Origin of the sequence: Botrimarina sp. (assembly GCF_040219535.1) — a bacterium.
Classification (GTDB): domain Bacteria; phylum Planctomycetota; class Planctomycetia; order Pirellulales; family Lacipirellulaceae; genus Botrimarina.
Map to the genome: position 1 here is coordinate 327,926 of NZ_JAVJSH010000029.1, position 17,941 is coordinate 345,866.

The 17,941-nt window shown below is 69.8% G+C and carries 14 protein-coding genes; 4 read left to right on the forward strand and 10 right to left on the reverse strand.

The features are described from left to right. The first annotated feature begins 291 nt into the window (after positions 1–291). Positions 292–831, forward strand: coding sequence for a ribosomal protein S18-alanine N-acetyltransferase (rimI, locus tag RIC11_RS17530; protein ID WP_350213561.1), 540 nt, complete (start codon positions 292–294; stop codon positions 829–831). Between the two features lie 27 nt (positions 832–858). On the opposite strand, the gene RIC11_RS17535 is transcribed toward rimI, so the two are convergent. The 4 genes from RIC11_RS17535 to RIC11_RS17550 all read right to left on the reverse strand — a co-directional run bounded on the left by RIC11_RS17535 (position 859) and on the right by RIC11_RS17550 (position 3,898). After that, on the reverse strand, positions 859–1,341 hold the full coding sequence (locus RIC11_RS17535) for a YfcE family phosphodiesterase (protein ID WP_350213562.1): 483 nt from the start codon (positions 1,339–1,341) through the stop codon (positions 859–861). Positions 1,342–1,384: 43 nt separating this feature from the next. Further along, positions 1,385–2,554 (reverse strand): ATP-grasp domain-containing protein, encoded by a 1,170-nt coding sequence (locus RIC11_RS17540; RefSeq protein ID WP_350213563.1) that lies wholly within the window; start codon positions 2,552–2,554, stop codon positions 1,385–1,387. 67 nt (positions 2,555–2,621) lie between these two features. Further along, positions 2,622–3,029: a nucleotide pyrophosphohydrolase gene (locus RIC11_RS17545; RefSeq protein ID WP_350213564.1), complete on the reverse strand. Its 408-nt coding sequence runs from the start codon at positions 3,027–3,029 to the stop codon at positions 2,622–2,624. Further along, entirely contained in the window at positions 3,026–3,898 is an 873-nt protein-coding gene (locus RIC11_RS17550) for a response regulator transcription factor (RefSeq protein WP_350213565.1), read from the reverse strand. Before RIC11_RS17550 ends, RIC11_RS17545 begins: the two co-directional genes overlap by 4 nt. A gap of 182 nt (positions 3,899–4,080) precedes the next feature. Between RIC11_RS17550 and larC the strand changes: the two genes are divergently transcribed. Both larC and RIC11_RS17560 read left to right on the forward strand, forming a co-directional pair. Beyond that, a complete protein-coding gene (larC, locus tag RIC11_RS17555) occupies positions 4,081–5,295 on the forward strand; it encodes a nickel pincer cofactor biosynthesis protein LarC (protein WP_350213566.1) in 1,215 nt (404 codons plus the stop codon). Between the two features lie 119 nt (positions 5,296–5,414). Beyond that, on the forward strand, positions 5,415–5,786 hold the full coding sequence (locus tag RIC11_RS17560) for a hypothetical protein (protein WP_350213567.1): 372 nt from the start codon (positions 5,415–5,417) through the stop codon (positions 5,784–5,786). A gap of 117 nt (positions 5,787–5,903) precedes the next feature. On the opposite strand, the gene asnS is transcribed toward RIC11_RS17560, so the two are convergent. Together asnS and RIC11_RS17570 are read right to left on the reverse strand one after the other, a co-directional pair. Further along, the gene (asnS, locus tag RIC11_RS17565; RefSeq protein WP_350213568.1) at positions 5,904–7,310 is read right to left on the reverse strand and encodes an asparagine--tRNA ligase; all 1,407 of its coding nucleotides are present in this window, start codon (positions 7,308–7,310) and stop codon (positions 5,904–5,906) included. Positions 7,311–7,377: 67 nt separating this feature from the next. Beyond that, the gene (locus RIC11_RS17570) at positions 7,378–8,484 is read right to left on the reverse strand and encodes a thioredoxin-disulfide reductase (protein ID WP_350213569.1); all 1,107 of its coding nucleotides are present in this window, start codon (positions 8,482–8,484) and stop codon (positions 7,378–7,380) included. Between the two features lie 373 nt (positions 8,485–8,857). On the opposite strand from RIC11_RS17570, the gene RIC11_RS17575 reads away from it, so the two are divergent. Next, complete coding sequence (locus tag RIC11_RS17575; protein ID WP_350213570.1) at positions 8,858–10,675, forward strand: carbon starvation CstA family protein; 1,818 nt, start codon at positions 8,858–8,860, stop codon at positions 10,673–10,675. A gap of 19 nt (positions 10,676–10,694) precedes the next feature. Here the strand turns inward: RIC11_RS17575 and RIC11_RS17580 are convergent, their stop codons facing one another. The 4 genes from RIC11_RS17580 to mnmA all read right to left on the reverse strand — a co-directional run bounded on the left by RIC11_RS17580 (position 10,695) and on the right by mnmA (position 17,792). Continuing rightward, a complete protein-coding gene (locus RIC11_RS17580) occupies positions 10,695–13,124 on the reverse strand; it encodes a coiled-coil domain-containing protein (protein WP_350213571.1) in 2,430 nt (809 codons plus the stop codon). Between the two features lie 207 nt (positions 13,125–13,331). Then, positions 13,332–14,309: a C-terminal binding protein gene (locus RIC11_RS17585; RefSeq protein ID WP_350213572.1), complete on the reverse strand. Its 978-nt coding sequence runs from the start codon at positions 14,307–14,309 to the stop codon at positions 13,332–13,334. A gap of 112 nt (positions 14,310–14,421) precedes the next feature. Next, on the reverse strand, positions 14,422–16,491 hold the full coding sequence (locus RIC11_RS17590) for a thioredoxin domain-containing protein (RefSeq protein ID WP_350213573.1): 2,070 nt from the start codon (positions 16,489–16,491) through the stop codon (positions 14,422–14,424). Positions 16,492–16,670: 179 nt separating this feature from the next. Beyond that, positions 16,671–17,792, reverse strand: a complete 1,122-nt coding sequence (gene mnmA / locus RIC11_RS17595) for a tRNA 2-thiouridine(34) synthase MnmA (RefSeq protein ID WP_350213574.1) — start codon at positions 17,790–17,792, stop codon at positions 16,671–16,673. Between the last annotated feature and the right edge of the window lie 149 nt (positions 17,793–17,941).

Below are 17,941 nucleotides of genomic sequence, written 5' to 3' on the forward strand. Positions count from 1 at the left end.
GAGCGTTCGTCACGACCCCGCGCCGCGCGCCACCGCCCAGGGGCGTCAAGGGCAATGCGTGGCTTTTGGGGCCGGCGGTTTTCCCGCAGCCGGTCCGCCTTTTCCCGCTGGCCTTTCGGCTTGGCACGCGCCGGGGGGTCTGATAATTTCCCCCTGCTCGACAAGCACGAGCCGCGGCGACTCCCCTCGCTCCGCGTCAGGCGTGCTCTTGGGCGGAGGCCAAAGGACTGGTAACTCCGGCAGATCGCTCCTCGGGCGACGCGCCGCTGATCGCTGAAGGAGACGCTTCTCATGGCGACGACCGAGAGCCGCACCCGGCTAGACGTCCATATCCGCTGGATGATTCGTCGCGACATGCCGCAGGTGCTCGAGATCGAGCAGTCGGCGTTCGAGTTCCCGTGGTCCGAAGAAGACTTCATCGCCTGCCTGCGGCAACGCAATTGCATCGGCATGGTCGCCGAGGGCTGCCCCACGCCGGGGCAAGGCGAGCGGGTCGTCGGGTTCATGATCTACGAGCTGCACAAGACCCGCCTGCACCTGCTGAACTTCGCCGTATCGAAGGCGGCGCGCCGGTCGGGCGTGGGCACGCAGATGGTCGAGAAGCTGATCGGCAAGCTCAGCAGCCAACGCCGCACACGGCTGTCGCTCGAGGTGCGTGAGACCAACCTGCCCGCGCAGATCTTCTTCCGCGCCGCCGGCTTCAAAGCCACCAGCGTGCTCCGCGACTTCTACGACGACTCGCCGGAAGACGCGTACCTGATGCAGTACTACCACCGCTCGGCCGAGGACGCGTTCGCCGCCGACGCGCCGCTGCGGCGCCTCGCCGGCTGAAAAACGCTCGGCGGGCGACGGCCGCCGTCACAGCTTGATGTGCGTCGCCTCAACAGCGGGCAGCTCCACCACCGCGATCGAGTGCGGGTTCGCGCGGTAGAGCGCGCCCGGGTTGAGCACGAGCGTGTCGCCGAGCTTTTCGGCCGCCGCGACGTGCGTGTGGCCATAGCAGATCAGGCGGTACTCGCCCGACACCTGCGCCGAGTCGAAACGCCGCCGCTCGTGGCTGTGCAACAGCGCGATCGGCACGCCCTCCAATTCGATCGCGCCGAACAAGCCGTGGCACGTCTGCCCGGCGGCCTCGATCGCGTGGCGGAGCCCGGCGTGGTCATCGTCGCAATTGCCGAAGACGAAGTGCGTCGGCCACGGCGCGAACATCTCGACCAATTCGGCCGAGCCGATGTCGCCGCAGTGCAGCACCGCGGCGACGTCGAGCGACTCGAGCATCCGCACGGCTGGCCGCGTGTGCTCGACCGAGCCGTGCGTGTCGCTGACAACGCCGATACGCATAGAGGTGACAGGGGGCAGGTGGCAGGTAGCAGGACGCACGTCCTCAGTCTACGCGACACTCGCTGAGCACGCCGAGCGCTTCGGCGGCGAGTAGCTCGGCGTTCGCCTCGGCCGTGTCGACGGAGTCCCCCTCGGCGAACAGGGTGCAGACGGGCCGTCCCGCCTCGATGCGCTCGCCGACGCGGGGTCGGTCCGCGCAGTCGTGGGTGGTCATCCAGGCGGCAAACGCCTCGTCGATCCTTACCGATTCCGTTGCGAACAAGAACCGTTTCGCAACGCGTTGTTTGATTCGGCCGACCCAATGATCGATAGCTAGTCCGTGGAACGCGGCCGTTAACTCGGCCGCCGCCGATCGCCTCCGGACGCGCTCGTGGACCTCCACAGAGGCTGTGAAGCGAGGATTGATCTCGACAACGGTAGCCTCCGAGTCGCGCTCCGTATCGACCACAAAATCGACGCCGACAATACCGCGAAGCGAAAGCCCCTGTAGAAGCGCAGCGCCAAGACGGGCCAACATCACCGCGACCCCGGCGCCATGAACCACCGGGCCCGACGCGCCGGCGAAGGCCCATGAGTTGTCGTGGGTTCCAATCCGCTGGCGACAAACCCCCAGGGCAGCAGCCGATGTGTCACTGAGAGCGAACACCACCGAGCACGGTGCGCCTACTACGAACCGCTGCGCGAAGCCCTGCCCGTTGAGAACAGCCCGGTCCTCGCTCGCGTGCAACTCACGTATGCCGGCGCCGCCGCTGTGACGGTAGGTCTTGAACAGCCAGTCTTCCGACTCTAGAGCCCTAAGGAAGGGTAGACGCGTCTCGGCAAAGCGGACTCCGTACCCGGCCAAAACCCCCTGCACCACGAGCGGGTCGCGGCACCGGCGGAGCGCCTCGCCGCTCACGCCCCACAGCGGCGCGATGGCCGCCATGCGATCGACCAGGTCCGGATGATTCTCGAGCGCGCCCGTGTACATCCACGCGTCGACGGACTGCTCGGCGAGCCAATCGGCCAGCGCGTCGGGATACTCGGCGCCGGGGATCTTCGTGACGGGGCACAGGCCGTCGAGGTCGGAGTCGGCGAACAGGTCGGCGCCGACCACGTCGAAGCCCGCCCGGAGCGCCGACTGGGCCGCCGCACGCACGCTCGCGCCGACGATCGCTAGGCGGGTCCTGGCCATGGCGCTCCCTATGCCTTGGCTTGGGATGCGAAGGACCAATGACCAAGCCCCATTGACCAATCCTCGCAAGCTAGGGGCCCATTGGTCATTGCGATTTGGTCCTCGGTCATTCGCCCCCAGGCCGGTCGTAGCTCGCCCGCCCGCGGAACACGTCCGCCGGGTACTTGTCGTGGTTGCGCCGCATCTTTGAGCGGACGGTCTCCGATAGGTCGAGGCCCAACGCGCCGGCCATCGCGAAGCAATAGCCCACGACGTCGGCAAGCTCCTCGCCAGCGGCGGCCCGCTTCTCCGGATCGTCGGCGACCGCTTGCGCCTGCTCCGGTGTGAGCCACTGGAAGTGCTCCATCAGCTCGGCCGCCTCGATAGCGATCGACATCGCCAAGTTCTTCGGCGAGTGGTACTTCGACCACTCACGCTCGGCCACGAACCGCTCGACGAGTTCTCGCAGCTCGGCGACCGTGGTCGCGTCGTCGCCGCGGCGGGAGCGGGGGGCGAATTCTTCGGCGGGGGTCATGCGGCACGGGCGGCGGGCGTCGTTCGGGCGAGACTCTCTGTCGCCCGAACGTAACGCTCACGGTAGGCCTCCGCCAAGAGAAGCGTGGCCTCTAGCAGGAGCCGATCCGCTTGCGAGCGGAGCCGCCGAGCCCCGGCCGCCGGTGCGCCGTGCGTCACTCGGTCGATCGCCGCCAGGTGGGCCTCGAGCAGCTCGGGTCCGCTTGCGCCCTCGTCGGCGAGCGACTCGGCAAGGCGGCGGACCGCGGCCGGGTCGAGCCGGTCCTCGACCAGCGACGCCTCGGCGAACTGGGTGTATCGATCGGACGCCGCTCCGGCCAACCGCAGCGTGGGCCGTGCTCGGTCGCTCGCCGCCGCCCGACCGCCGGCCAGGGCAGCGACGAGCCGCTGCTGCGCGAGCAGCAGCTGGGTCGCCTCTTCGGCCTCCCGTTCCAGGCGGCGCTGCTCGGCGACTAGCAAACGCCGCGCCTCGCGGGTGCGTCGACGGGCGTCGATCGCCCGGCGGAGCCGGCCGGCGAGTTGCTCCGCGCTGGTCTGCGCGAGGCACGCGTACTCGTCGGCGCCGGCGTCCCAGACGGCGGCCTCCAGGTCGATCGGCGACGCGTGCCCGACGACCGCCAAGGGGGTTTCGTCCCCGGCGCCGCGTAGCGCCTTGGCGAGGGTGAGCGCGTCGAGCCGCGGGGGCTCGTGCAGCGCGAGGATCGCGTCGAAGGGCTCGCTCCGCAGCCGTGCGAGCGCGTCGGCGACGGTCGTGGCGATCGCCGGCGCGGCCGTTTCGCCGCTTTGTCGGGCGACGAGCTCGGCGACCGACAGGCCCGGCTGTGCGTCGGCGGCGACCGCGAGCAGCTTCAGTGTCGGGGCGTCGTCCATTGCACGCTAGCGTCCAGAAGGTTCGTCGAGCCGGCGGACGCTAGGGGTTTTGGCTGGTGCGGTCAACACGATCCACGGCCGTGCTGAGCGGCTCCGAAGCCCGCGGGTCGCTCCCTGACGGTCGCGGCTCGGGTTCTGTTACGCTGGGAAAGCAAGTCCGCCTCCCCACCGTGTAAGGCCCTATGCGTATTGCCTACCTCGACTGTGCTAGCGGCATCAGCGGCGACATGACGCTTGGCGCGCTCGTCGACGCCGGCGTCGATTTGGCGGCGATCCAAGCCGGCCTCGACTCGCTCGCGTGGCCCGACAACACGCCCAACTGCCGCCTGACCGCCACCGAGGTCAAGAAGAAGGGCTTCCGCGCGACCCAGGTCACGGTCGAGCACGAGCCGGAGCACGCCCACCGCCACCTGCACCACATCCAGGCGATGATCGACGGCGGCTCGCTCACGCCCCGCGCGCGGGAGCTGGCCACCGCCATCTTCCGCCGGATCGCCGAGGCCGAAGCGAAGGTCCACGGCTCGACGCTCGAGAAGGTCCACTTCCACGAGGTCGGCGCGATCGACTCGATCGCGGACATCGTCGGCGCGGCGATCGGCTGGGACTTGCTGGGGGTCGACGCGGTGTACGCCTCGCCCGTGCCGACCGGGTCGGGCTTCGTGCAAATCGCCCACGGCCGCTGCGCGATCCCCGCGCCGGCCACCGCCGAGCTGCTCGCCGGCGTGCCGCTCGCGGAGTTCCCGCCCGATAAGCCGGTAGTTGGCGAGCTGACCACGCCGACCGGCGCGGCGATCGTCAAGGAGCTCGCCCGCGGCTTCGGCCCGCTGCCCGCGATGACGATCGAGCGGATCGGCTACGGCGCGGGGCAGAAAGACTTCGACCACCCGAACCTGCTGCGGCTGGTCCTCGGCGAGAAGGCCGACGCGTCGCTCGGCCAGCCTTCCGACGCGCCGACGACGATCGTCCTGCTCGAAACCAACCTCGACGACACGCCCGGCGAAGCGATCGGCGACTGTGTCGGGCGGCTCCGCACGGCGGGGGCGCTCGACGCGTCGCTCACCCCGCTGCAGATGAAGAAGGATCGCCCCGGCGTGCTGCTGAGCGTGCAGGCGTCGCCGGCCGACGCGGATGCTCTGGCGGCGATCGTGTTCCGCCACACCACGGCCCTCGGCCTCCGGCGGCAGACGGTCCAGCGGATCGTGCTGCCGCGGCGGCGCGTGACGATCGACACCCCGTGGGGCGAAGCGGCCGGAACGGTGGCCACACTGCCGGACGGCGGCGAGCGGTTCACGCCGGAATACGACGATTGCAAGGCCGTGGCCGACGCGGCCGGCGTGCCGCTGACCGAAGTGACCGTGGCCGCCGCGGCCGCATGGCGCCGATCTCAAGGGGAGTGAACCACGACGGACACAAAGAGCACGACGGCCGCCATTGCCCTTAAGCAAGCGGCGGCTCGCCCCGCGGAATGAGCCATCGTGTCCGTTGTGCCCGTCGTGGTTAATTACCAACGAGCCGGATGCCATTCAGCCCGCCGATCGCCGACAGCTCCTGGCTCGCGCCGATCGCGTTCGCGCTCGGCTGCGGGTTGCTCACGGCGATCTTGCTGCGGCGGAGCTACCGCTACTTCGGCAAGCGCAAGCGGGGCGTCGGCCGGCCGATCGACACGCAGCCTCGACCGGCCACCGCGTGGGACGGCGCCCGGCACGACGCCGAGGCGCGATTCAACCGACAGCAGGTCGAGCTGCACGACCTGGCCCGCGACCTCACCGGCCAGATCGACAGCAAGCTAATCCTGCTCCGGGAGCTCGTCGCCCAAAGCGATCGTCAAATCGCGCGGCTCGAGGAGCTGCTCGACGAGGCCGAGCGCCGCGAGCCGCACAAGAACTGACCACGACGGACACGACGAGCACGGCGGCTCTTAAGGCAGGGCTCGCCGAGACAGTTCGTCCCACGAGTTGGCCGTCGTGCCCTTCGTGCCCTTCGTGGTTCGTTCCTCTCCGAGCGATCAAAACTCGCAAGACCCCGGCGTGCGCGGGAAGGGGATCACGTCGCGGATGTTGTGCATGCCGGTCACGTACTGCACCATCCGCTCCAGGCCGAGGCCGAAGCCCGCGTGCGGCACGCTGCCGTAGCGCCGCAGGTCGAGGTACCACCAGTAGTCGGCCTGGTCGAGGCCTTGCTCTTCCATCCGTTGCTGGAGCACGTCGAGGCGGTGTTCGCGTTGGCTGCCGCCAATGATCTCCCCCACGCCGGGCACGAGCACGTCCATCGCGCGGACCGTGGTGCGGCCCTCGGCGTCCGGTCCGTTCACGTACATGTAGAACGGCTTGATCGAGGCCGGGTAGTCGGTCAGCACGACCGGGCCGCCGAAGTGCTTCTCCGTGAGCCAGCGCTCGTGCTCGGCCTGCAGGTCGTGGCCCCACGCGACCGGGTACTCAAAGTCCTCCCCGGCTTGTTCCAATAGGCCGATTGCCTCGGTGTAGGGAAGCCGCTTGAACTCGCCGCCGGCCAGCTTCTCGAGCCGCTCGAGCACCGTCTTGTCGACGTGCTGGTTGAACATCTCGAGGTCCTCCTGGCAGTCGCGTAGCACGTCGGCCACGATCCGCTTGAGGAAGCGTTCTGCCAGGTCGATGTTGTCGCTCAGCTCGAAGAACGCGGCCTCCGGCTCGACCATCCAGAACTCGGCCAGGTGCCGCGACGTGTTAGAGTTCTCCGCGCGGAACGTGGGGCCGAACGTGTAGACCTTGCCGAGCGCCGACGCGTAGATCTCTCCCTCGAGCTGACCGGACACCGTCAGGTAACTGGCGCGGCCGAAGAAGTCCTTCGCGTAGTCGACCGCGCCGCGGTCGTCACGCGGCGGATCGGCCGGGTCGAGCGTCGTGACGCGGAACATCTCCCCCGCGCCCTCGCAGTCGCTCGCGGTGACGATCGGCGTGTGCACGTAGAGGAAGCCGTCCTCTTGGAAGAAGTCGTGGATCGAACGCGACACACGGTTGCGGACCCGCATGACCGCGCCGATCGCGTTGGTGCGCGGCCGCAGGTGGGCCCACTCGCGGAGCTTCTCGAGCGAGTGCCGCTTCTTCTGCAGCGGGTAGTTCTCCGGCTCGGCCCAGCCGATCACCTCAAGCGAATCGGCCCGCAGCTCGGTCGCCTGCTTGCCGCCTTGCGACGCGACCACCTCGCCCCCCACCGCGACGCTGCAGCCGGCCGTCAGGTGTTTGACCTCCGACTCATAGTTGGCGAGCTCCGCCGGCGCGATCACCTGCAGGTTGCCGAGGCACGAGCCGTCGTTCACTTCGACGAACGAGAAGCCGGCCTTCGAGTCGCGCCGCGTGCGGACCCACCCCTTAACGACGGCTTGGGCGCCGATCGCCGGTTCGAGCCGGGCGTCCTTGACCGACAGGTGAGGCATGCGATTTCAGAGCGAAGGGATACCGGAGAGTCGCGTGGGCCTGCAGAGAGCAAGTGGGCGGGCGGCCTCACCCCTCCGAACCGATGTTCGAGTACGAGCCGGCGACGGCTTCTTCGATGATGTCCTGGCCGGCGAGCCAGCGCTCTGCGTCGAGCGCGGCCATGCAGCCGGTGCCCGCGGCCGTGCAGGCCTGGCGGTAGTAGTCGTCCGACACGTCGCCCGCGGCGAACACGCCCTCGACGCTCGTGTTGGTGCGGAACGGCACGGTCCACTTGAGGTAGCCCTTGTCGTTCATCTCGAGCGAGCCCTTCAGGAAGCCGGTGTTGGGCGTGTGGCCAATCGCCAGGAACATGCCCGTGGCTTCGACCTCGCGATCGGGCTCGCCCGTGGTCGACTCCAGCAGCACGCCGGTCAATCCCTTGTCGTCGTCGCCGAGAACCTCTTTGACCTCGGTGTTCCAGAGGATGTCGATCTTCTTGTTCTTCTTCGCACGGTCGGCCATGATCCGCGACGCGCGCAGCTTGTCGCGGCGGTGGACCAGGTACACCGTGCTCGCGTACTTCGAAAGGTAATCGGCTTCCTCGACCGCCGAGTCGCCGCCGCCGACCACCACCAGCGGCTTGTTGCGGAATCGCGGCAGGGCGCCGTCGCAAACGGCACAGGCGCTGACGCCTTTGTTCTTGAAGCGTTCCTCGGACTCTAGGCCCAGGTAGTTCGCGCTCGCGCCGGTGGCGATGATCACGGATTGGGCCTCGACCTGGCGGGCCTCCCCGTCGGTCCCCGCGCTCTTGAGCTTGAAGGGGCGCTGGCCGAAGTCGACCTCGACGATGTCGTCGGTCACGACGCGCGTGCCGAAATTGGTCGCCTGCTTCCGCATCAGGTGCATCAGCTCGGGCCCGCTGACGCCGTTCTTCTCGTGCATGTCGGCGAGGTAGTGGTGCCCCTCGTCGAGCGAGCTCTTGAGGAAGCCCGACAGGTCGCCAGCCGGGAAGCCGGGGAAGTTCTCGACCTCGGTCGTCAGCGCGAGCTGCCCCAATGGGAGCGTGCCGGACTGGCGATTTTCTTCGCTCACAGCGCCCTCGAACACCAGCGGGTCGAGGTTCGCACGGGCCGCGTAGATGGCGGCGGTCCAGCCGGCGGGGCCGCTGCCGATGATGACGACTTTCTCTGGCACGGTAGCTTCCTCGGGATCGCAGCACAGTCGGTGGGCTTCCGCACGGCGCCGGTGCGCCGCGGGCTCAGATTATAGGGGGGACGCCCCCCGTCGGGCAGGAGATGCTCTCCCCCTTATTCCCCATCCGGCCTCTACGCCGCAGGGAAACCCGCGCCCCCCCCGCATCAGCCCGCGGGAACGCCCCGCTGTCGATTTGGCCCGCAACTCCCCAGGCCGACGCCCGAGCCCCTGGTGCTCGACTGCCTCGACACAAGTCCCCTGGGGGGTCGACTCCGGGAATGACGCCCGCGGCGTGGCCGGTTATTGTCGATTGGGCCGTCCTCGGGCGGCTCTTGTCGGCTTGCTCGCCTCGCTAGGTGTCTGGACTCCGTACATGTTGACGATCGCTGTCGCCGCCCTGTCGTTCGCCGCGCTGTGGCTGGGCTACCGGTTTTACGGCGGGTGGCTCAGCCGGCGGGTGTTCTGCCTGGACTCGTCGGCGGCCACGCCGGCCCACACCGAGCGGGACGGCGTCGACTTCGTCCCCACTTCCCGGCAGGTGGTCTTCGGACACCACTTCACCAGCATCGCGGGGACGGGGCCGATCGTGGGGCCCGCGATCGCGGTCTTCTGGGGCTGGCTGCCGGCGCTGCTGTGGGTGGTGCTCGGCTCGATCTTCGTCGGCGCGGTGCACGACTTCGGCTCGCTGGTGGTGAGCCTCCGCAACCGGGGCCAGACCATCGGCGAAGCGGCCGGCCGGATCATCTCGCCGCGGGCGAAACTGCTGTTCCTGCTCGTGCTGGCGTTTGCGCTCACCATCGTGATCGGCATCTTCGGGCTGGTGATCGCGGTGATCTTCCAGGTCTACCCCGAAAGCGTGCTGAGCGTGTGGACCGCCATGCCCCTGGCCATGCTGATCGGCGCGTTCGTGATCCGCCCTGGGCGGCCGCTGCTGGCGCCGTCGCTCGTCGCGTTGGGCCTGCTGTACTTGACCGTCTGGCTCGGGGCGTACTACTGGCCCATCGAGATGCCAACCGTCGGAGCGCTCGGTCCGTTCGGCTCGCCGGTTGTGCTCTGGACCGCGGTGCTGCTGGTCTACTGCTACTTCGCGTCGGTCTTGCCGGTGTGGTTGCTCTTGCAGCCTCGCGACTACATCAACAGCCAGCAACTGCTCGTGGCGATGGGCATGCTGGTGGGCGGGATGGCGATCGCCGGCGCGACCGGCGCGGCGGACCTGGGGGCCGCCCCGATGATCGCCCGCGACATCCCGGCCGACGCGCCGCCGATCTGGCCGTTCCTGTTCATCACGATCGCGTGCGGCGCGTGCAGCGGCTTCCACTGCCTGGTCGCGAGCGGCACGACCAGCAAGCAAGTCAACAACGAGTGCGACGCCCGCGTCGTCGGCTACGGAGGGATGCTCACCGAGGGGGCGCTCGCCGTGGTGGTGATCCTGGCCTGCTGCGCGGGTCTGGGGATGGGCGTCGACGGGCCGGACGGCACGCGGCTCACCGGCGCCGACGCGTGGCGCGCCAAGTACCAATCGCAGGTGGTCACGACCACCACGCCCGAGGGCCAATCGGTCACGACCGGCGGCTGGAAGAACCAGCGGCTCAAGCAGAACGTCGCCGCGTTCGTCGAGGGGGGCGCGAATTTCGTCACCGCGCTGGGCGTGCCCCAGCGCTTCGCCGTGGCGACGATCGCCGTGCTGGTCGCCTGCTTCGCCGCCACCACGCTCGACACGGCCACCCGGCTGCAGCGCTACGTGCTGCAAGAGCTCGGCGCGACCCTCGGCGCCGCGCCGCTGACGAACAAGCACGTGGCGACTCTGATCGCCGTGGGCGCGGGCGGGGCGGTGGCGATGGCGCCGGGCCCCGCCGGGCCGGGGAGTGGCGGGTTGATTCTCTGGCCGCTGTTCGGAGCGACCAACCAGCTGCTGGCAGGCCTTGCGCTGCTCGTGCTGGTGTTCTACCTGTCGCGCCGCGGCCTGCCCGTGGCGTTCGCCGCGGCGCCGATGGTGCTGATGTTCGTGATGCCCGCGTGGGCGATGGTGCACGACATCGCGACCGACTACTGGCCCAACCGGGCCGACAAGTGGCCGCTGCTCGCGTTCGGCCTGACCATCCTCGGCCTGCAAGCCTGGATGGTGGTCGAGGCGCTGCTCATCTGGCCCAAGGCGCGCGGCGTCGTCGAAGCCGCTCCGGCGCCGGCGTGAGCCGACCGGTTGCGGGCGCTCAGCTATCCGAGTTGAGCCCGAGCTTCTCTAGCCACTTCCGCTTCCCGCCGCCGCCGTCCTCGGCCGGTGTCGTCGCGGCGCGGAGCGTCTCGAGCTCGAGCTGCCGCTCCTCCAGCTCCGATTGCGCGCGCGAGATCTTTGCTCGCTCGACAGAGAGTTCGAGCTCGGCGGAGCGGAGCTTCTCCCGCCACTCTTGTTCGAGCTGGGCGATCCGCTCCCGCTCGGCCCGGATGACCTCGTCCCCGTCGATCAGCGCCTGCGCCGCTTCTTGGGCCGCGTCCTCAGGCGCGGGCGCGGGCGCCGCGGGGACGCCGGCCAGTTGGGCGCGGAGGGCCTCGATCTCCTGCTCTTTCTCGGCGATCACCTGGTCGGTGATCTGGATCGCGCCGTTGATCGATACGCGTTCCTGCTGCCGCTGCGGATCGGCCGGTTCGCCCTCGGACTCGAGCGACGCGAGCAGCCGCCGCTTCTGTGCCTCCCAGTCTCCCCCGCCCGCTTCCGCTTTCGGCGCGGCCGACTTGGCCCGCTCCAGGTCGCCGCGGAGTTCGTTGTTCTCGCTCTTGAGTTGGCGGATGTCGTCGACGGCCATCTCGAATCGGCGCTGCAACTCTTCGAGCTCCTCCGAGCCGCCTCGCCCGGCGGAGGTGGCGGCCGCCTCTTGCAGCTGCCGCGCGAGGTCGTCGCGTTCTTCACGCAACGCTTGGAGCTCGGCCTCGGTCGGCCCGTCGGTCGCGGGTTGGTTGGCGAGCTGCTCCTGGAGCGAGGCGACGTGCTCGCGGTGCGTTTGCAGATCGGACAACGCCATCTCGAACTTGCCGCGCAGCTCCTCGAGCTCAACGCCGGCTTCCGAGGCGCCGTGCGCATCCGCCGCCTGCGTGGCGAGCTGCGACTCCAGCTCCGCGACGCGCGACTCGCTCGCTTCGAGCCGCCCCTTCAGCTCTTCGGACTCGGTCGCGTCGGCCTCGGTTTCGGACAGGCGTTGGATCGTGTCGGCTTGGTTGGCGAGCTGCGACTCGAGGTCCGAGACCCTCTGCTGAGCCGTCTGCAACTCGTCGAGCGCGGCGCGGAGCTCCTGGCGGGTTGTCTCGTGCTCGGCGTGCTCGGCTTCCGCGGCGGCGAGTCGCTCGCCGGCGCCCTCGGCCTCCGCCAGCCGGCCTTCGAGCTCCGCAAGTCGTTTGCGGCAGTCCTCTAGTTCGTTGGCGCTGGAGTCGCGCTCCGCCCGCAGCGTTTCGTGCTCGGCGGCCAGACGCTCGTGCTCCGCCCGAAGGGCTTCTTGCTCGGCGCGACCGGCCTCGGCCTCCGCTAGGCGGGCGTTGATTTCGTCCAGCGCGGCGAGCTGTTCGCGGAGGCTCTCGGCCTGCTCGCGCGTCGACGCTAGCTCGTTCTCGGTGGCTTCGAGCCGCTGGGTCAGTTCCTGCTGCCGCGCCTGGACCTCGGCGGCCGCGACGAGCCGGCGGTTGGCCTCGTCGAGCGCCTCGGTCAGCTGGTCGACGCGGGCCTCGGCCTCGTCGGCCGCCGCGAGCGCCTCGTTCCTGGCGTTGAGCAGCGCTTCGTCCGAGCCGGTCGCGTGCTCGAACTGCTCCTGCAGGCGCTGCGCCTCGGCGATGAGCCGCTCCTCGGTCTTCGAGAGCTCGGCCTCGACCTCGCTCCGCACCCGCTCCCACTCGGCGCGTTCGGAATCGAGGTGGCGGTGCTGCTCTTCGAGCGACGCGGCCAGCCTGTCGGCCTCTTCTCGGGCGCCGCTTGCGGCTTCGCGGTCGGCGTCGACCTGCTCGCGGAGCGTCTCGAGGTCGCCGCGTTGCGCGTCGAGCTCGTGCCGCTGCGCGTCGAGTTCGGCCCGCTCGGCCTCGAAGCCCTCTCGCTGCGCTTGCAGCGTCTCGCGCTCGGCGGCGACCGCTTGCCGCTCGCTGCGGAGGCTGTCGAGCTCGGGTCCGGCGTTCTGACGGTCCGACTCGAGCGAACGCCGTTCGGCGGCCAGGGCCTCGTGCTCCGCGCGGAGCTTGCGGCGCTCCTCTTCCATCGCGTCGCGCTCGGACTGCGTCGCGGCGCGTTGGTCGGCCAGGGCGTTGCGTTGTTCGTCGAGGGCGGCGCTCTCTTGCCCGAGCCGCTCGGCCTCGGCCCGCAGCTGCTCACGCTCGGCCTCCAGCCGCGCGCGTTGCTCGTTGACCTCGCCGTGGGCGGCCTCGAGCCGCTGCTGGTCTTCGGCCGCGCGGCTCTTGTATTTCTCGGCCAGGTCCTCGGCCAGCTCTCGCGCGATCTTCGACGCCAGGTCGCTGACCAGGTCGCCCGCCTGATCGCCCAGCCCTTCGAGCCGGTTGCGCCGCTCGGCGGCGGCGGCCGCGGCGCTCTCGCGCAGCTCGTCCAACGCGCCACGTGAGCGGTCCGCCAAGTCGCGGAACTCGTCGGCGTCGGGGCGGACTGAACCCATCGCGTCTGGCGGGGAGAAGCTAGGAGGCGGGCGAGGCGGGGGCCACACAGCGGGCCCACCCGTATATAGGTCGCGCCACGCGCGGTAGCAAAAACACCTCGCGATTGGTCCGCTTTTTGACGGTCAACCCGGTAGCGCGGCCCCGTTATCGCGGCTAACCGTGGGAATCGGCGCCCGCCCGCGAGGGCGCCGCCAGCCGGTGCGGGGTCACCCGTGGTTCTCTCGCATGCCCCCGGGCAGGGCCTCGGGGTTGACCACCTGCTCCGGCGCGTGGCCGCCGAGGAAGGCGACCGCCTGCCGCGCGACGCGCGTGCGGAGCTCGGTGATCGCCTCGGTCGACACGAACGCCGTGTGCGGCGTGACGATCACCCGCGGGTCGTTGTACGGCGGCCGCGCGAGGTCGGGCGGCTCGGTGTCTTGCACGTCGAGCGCAGCGCCGGCGAGCCGGCCCCCTTCCAGCGCGCGGGCCAGCGCGTCGTGGTCGACCAAGCCGCCCCGCGACGTGTTGACCAAGAAAGCCGACGGCTTCATCCGGGCCAGCGTGTCGGGGTTGATCAGGTCGCGGGTCTCTTCGGTCAGCGGGCAGTTGAGCGACACGTAGTCGCTCTCGCCGAGCAGCTCTTCGAGCGGCCGCCAAGCGACCCCCTCCGGCGCAGCGCCCGAGCGGTTCGTGCCGATCACCCGCATGCCAACCGCCTGCGCCTTCTTCGCCAGGCGCTGGCCGATCCGGCCCGTGCCGACGAGGCCGAGCGTCTTGCCGCCGATCCGCTCGATCGGAAGACAGCCGACGAGGCTGTAGTGGCCGCGTTTCGTGGCCAGGTGCCCATCCGCGATCTTGCGGCCCAGAGCGAAGATCATCGCCAGCGCGTGCTCGGCCACCTCCTCGATGCAGTAATCGGGCACGTTCGTCACGACGATCCCCTTGGAAGTCGCGTGGCGAACATCGATGTTGTCGAGCCCGATCCCGGTGCGGCAGATGTGGCGGCAATTCGGCGCCGCGTCGATGACCCGCGCGGTGACCGGCGCCCAGCACGTGAGGATCACGTCGGCGTCGCCCACGCGGTCGGCCAGGGTCTCCTCGCGGTTGTCCGGCGAGACGTCGAGCGTGCAGTCGGCCTCGGCGAGGATCTCGCGCTCGATCTCGACATCGGGCCACGGGTAATCGGTGTAGAACGCTCGCGGCATAGTTGTCCCTACCTACTGGTCACCGGCCACTGACCACCGGCCACCGCAAACTGGCCACCGCAAACTGGCCACTCTCCCATCCGTGCTACCCGTGTCGTCCGTGGTTAGCTTCTCAAGACAGCACGGCACTCCGGATCGCCGCTTCGCCGACGAGCGGCTCCGCGCACGCGTGGTCGCGGCACACGTAGAGCGTCGCCTCGCCGTTGATGGAGGTCTTCCCCTGGAACAGCCCGCTGAGCAGTTCCAACGGCTGGCAAGGCCCGATCCTGCCTGCGAGCACTCGGCGCGGGGCGTACTGGGCCCGGAGGGCGGCCGCGACACGCTCGGCGTCGGGGCCCACGCCCAGCAGCACCAGCTCGTCGGTCGGGCCGAGCCACAGGTCGAGCGCGGCGAGCATCTGACCCGTCGCGGTCGGCGCCCGCTCCATCAGCGGCGCGGCGGCCCGCAGCGTGTGCTCGGCCGCGCGGAGGTAGTCGGCCCTGCCGGTGAGCTTCCCCAGCCGCACGAGCGCCGTCGCCGCGAGCGACGCGCCGCCCGGCGTGGCGCCGTCGGTCAGGTCCTTGTTGCGAACGATCAACTTCTCGTGGTCGTCTGCCGTGTAGTAGAAGCCGCCGCTCTCGGCGTCGGCGAACCGCTCGAGCACCGCGTCGAGCAGCTCGGCCGCCTGCCCCAGCCGCCGCTCGTCGAACGTCGCCTCGTAGAGCGTGATCAGGCCACCCGCCATCGCCGCGTAGTCGTCCAGGTAGCCGGCCAGCTTGGCTTGGCCGCTGCGATACGTGTGCAACAGGCGGCCATCGGCGTCGCGCATCGAGCCGAGCACGAAGTCGGCGGCCCGACCGGCCGCCTGCACGTACTTGTTCTCGCCGAACGCCGCGCCGGCGCGGGCCATCGCTTCTATCGCCAGGCCGTTCCAGCCGGAGAGGACCTTGTCGTCGAGGCCGGGTCGTGGGCGCTTCTCGCGGGCGGCGAGCAGCTTCTGGCGGTGCTCGGCTAGTTGGCGGGCGAGCTCTTGCTCGCCGAGGCCGAAGTGCTTAGCCTGGGCGGCGATCGGCTTGGGGAGCGACAGCACGTTGCGGCCTTCGAAGTTGCCGATCGGCGTGACGTCGTACACGCGGCAGAAGATGTCTGCCTCGTCTTCGCCGAGGACCTTGCGGATCTCTTCGGGCTTCCACGTGTAGTACAGCCCCTCCTCGGAGCGGCCCCCCGGGTCGTCCGGCGGCGGGCTGTCCGCGTCCTCGGTGCTGTAGAACCCGCCCTCGGGCGAGGTCATGTCGCGCAGCAGGTAGTCGAGCGTCTCGCAAGCGATCCGCTTGAATTGGGCCTGGCCGGTCGCCGCGTACGCGTCGGCGTACGCGCCGGCCAGCAGCGCGTTGTCGTACAGCATCTTCTCGAAGTGTGGCACGAGCCACCGCTCGTCGACGCTGTAGCGGGCGAAGCCGCCGCCGAGGTGGTCGTAGATCCCGCCCGTGGCCATGTGGCGGAGCGTGGCAGAGACTATGTCGAGCCACGCGGAGCGGCCGCTCGACTTCCACAGCCGCAGCAGCACGCCGAGGTCCATCGTGTGCGGGAACTTGGGCGCTTGGCCGAAGCCGCCGTGGTTCGGGTCGAACGAGCGCTCAAGCTGCCGCCCTGCGCCGGTGATCAGATCGGGGGCGAGCTCGGCGTCGGCGCCCTCGACGGCTGTCAACTCGGCGAGCTTCTCGGCGAGGCCCTCGCCCATCTCGATGGCTTGCTCGCGGCGGTTGCGCCACGCGTCGGTCACGGCCTCGATCACCTGGTCGAAGCCGGGCATGCCGCGCTGCGCGGTGGGCGGCCAGTAGGTGCCGCCGTAGAACGGCTTGCCCTCGGGCGTGCAGAAGACGCTCATCGGCCAGCCCCCGCGGCCGGTCATCGCTTGCACCGCGTTCATGTAGATCTGGTCGAGGTCGGGGCGCTCCTCGCGGTCGACCTTGATGCACACGAACGCGTCGTTCAGAGCGGCGGCGATCCCCGGATCCTCGAAGCTTTCGTGCTCCATCACGTGGCACCAGTGGCAAGCCGCGTAGCCGATCGAGAGGAAGATCGGCTTGTCCTCGTCGCGCGCCAGGGCGAGCGCCTCTTCGCCCCAGGGCCGCCAATCGACCGGGTTGTCCTTGTGCTGGAGCAGGTAGGGCGAGGTCTCGTTGGCGAGGGCGTTGGGCATCGTCCGTGATTCCGGGTTAACCGCAGATGAACGCAGATGAACGGGGATGCCTTCTAGTTGTCGGGGCTAGACGGCTACCTAACAAGCCACGGCCGGGTCGCGAGGTCAGCTCCCCGCGGCTCGGCTCGGCTCGGGCGGGCGGCGACTCTCCGGTGTTTATCCGTGTGCATTCGTGGTTCCTAATCGATCCACGCGCCACAGAGCACCCGCTCCGGCTCGTCGGCCGCGTAGCACACGACGGCTTGGCCGGGCGTCACGCCGGCTTGGGGCTCGTCGAACCGGACCCGCAGTCGGCCTTGGCCGAGTGCTTCGACCGTCGCCGCCGCGGCGGCCGCGTTGTAGCGGATCTGCGCATAGCAGCGCGTCGGCCGTGCCGGGGCGTCGACGAGCCAGTTGGCCTCGCTGGCGGTCAGCTCGCTCCGCAGCAGGTCCTCGCGCTGGCCGAGCACGACGCGCCGCGTCTCCGGCTCGATGCGGACCACGAACGCCGGCCGCCCAAGCGCCACGCCGAGGCCCTTCCGCTGGCCCACCGTGTAGCCGTCGATCCCGTCGTGGCGGCCGACGACGGCGCCGTCGGTCGTAACCAGCTCGCCCGAGCGGTCGCCGTCGTCGCCCAGGCGGCGTTTCACGAACTCGTCGTACCGCCCCTGGGTCACGAAGCAAATCTCTTGGCTGTCCTTCTTGGCGGCCACGTCGAGGCCGATCGACTCGGCGATCGCGCGGATCGCCGGCTTCTCATATCCGCCGACGGGCAGCCGCATCCGCGGCAGCAGCCCACGGTCGATCCCCGCTAGCACGTACGACTGGTCCTTGCCCGCGTCGACGCCCCTCAGCAGGGCTGGCGCCCCATCGCGCTCCCCGAGCCGCGCATAATGGCCGGTCGCGACGAACTCTGCGCCGATCGAGTCGGCGTAGTCAAACAGCTTGCCGAACTTGATCCAGTTGTTGCACTGAACACAAGGGTTCGGCGTGCGGCCCCGCGCGTACTCCGCCACGAAGTAGTCCATGATGCGCCCGAACTCTTGGTTCAGGTCGAGCGCATAAAAGGGGATCCCCAAGCGGTCGGACACGCGCCGCGCGTCCTCCGCGTCGGCCGCGGTGCAGCAGCCCTGCTTGTGGTCCAGCCGCGACACGACCCTCAGCGAGGGCAGCCCCGGCTTCGCTTCGGTTGGGCAAACCGCCGGCGACTGCTCCCCGTGCCGCATGAACACCCCGACCACGTCGTGCCCCTGCTCCAAGAGCAAGTGCGCAGCGACCGACGAGTCGACGCCGCCGGACATGGCTAGCACGGTGAGGGGCATTGAGTAGGCAGTAGGTAGAGGGCAGTAGGCGGTAGGCGGTAGTCGGTAGGCGGCAGGCCGTAGAAAAGCGGGCTCGCGGCGCTTTGCTGCCGGCTGCCTTTTGCCTTCTGCCCACTGCCCTCTATCCTACGCGCTCCGCCGGCCGGTAT

Coding starts and splice junctions, on each gene's coding strand:
- RIC11_RS17580 (WP_350213571.1), bottom strand. CDS start 13,124: ATGGGTTCAGTCCGCCCCGACGCCGACGAGTTCCGCGACTTGGCGGAC.
- RIC11_RS17575 (WP_350213570.1), top strand. CDS start 8,858: ATGTTGACGATCGCTGTCGCCGCCCTGTCGTTCGCCGCGCTGTGGCTG.
- rimI (WP_350213561.1), top strand. CDS start 292: ATGGCGACGACCGAGAGCCGCACCCGGCTAGACGTCCATATCCGCTGG.
- RIC11_RS17560 (WP_350213567.1), top strand. CDS start 5,415: ATGCCATTCAGCCCGCCGATCGCCGACAGCTCCTGGCTCGCGCCGATC.
- RIC11_RS17585 (WP_350213572.1), bottom strand. CDS start 14,309: ATGCCGCGAGCGTTCTACACCGATTACCCGTGGCCCGATGTCGAGATC.
- RIC11_RS17545 (WP_350213564.1), bottom strand. CDS start 3,029: ATGACCCCCGCCGAAGAATTCGCCCCCCGCTCCCGCCGCGGCGACGAC.
- RIC11_RS17590 (WP_350213573.1), bottom strand. CDS start 16,491: ATGCCCAACGCCCTCGCCAACGAGACCTCGCCCTACCTGCTCCAGCAC.
- RIC11_RS17535 (WP_350213562.1), bottom strand. CDS start 1,341: ATGCGTATCGGCGTTGTCAGCGACACGCACGGCTCGGTCGAGCACACG.
- mnmA (WP_350213574.1), bottom strand. CDS start 17,792: ATGCCCCTCACCGTGCTAGCCATGTCCGGCGGCGTCGACTCGTCGGTC.
- RIC11_RS17550 (WP_350213565.1), bottom strand. CDS start 3,898: ATGGACGACGCCCCGACACTGAAGCTGCTCGCGGTCGCCGCCGACGCA.
- larC (WP_350213566.1), top strand. CDS start 4,081: ATGCGTATTGCCTACCTCGACTGTGCTAGCGGCATCAGCGGCGACATG.
- asnS (WP_350213568.1), bottom strand. CDS start 7,310: ATGCCTCACCTGTCGGTCAAGGACGCCCGGCTCGAACCGGCGATCGGC.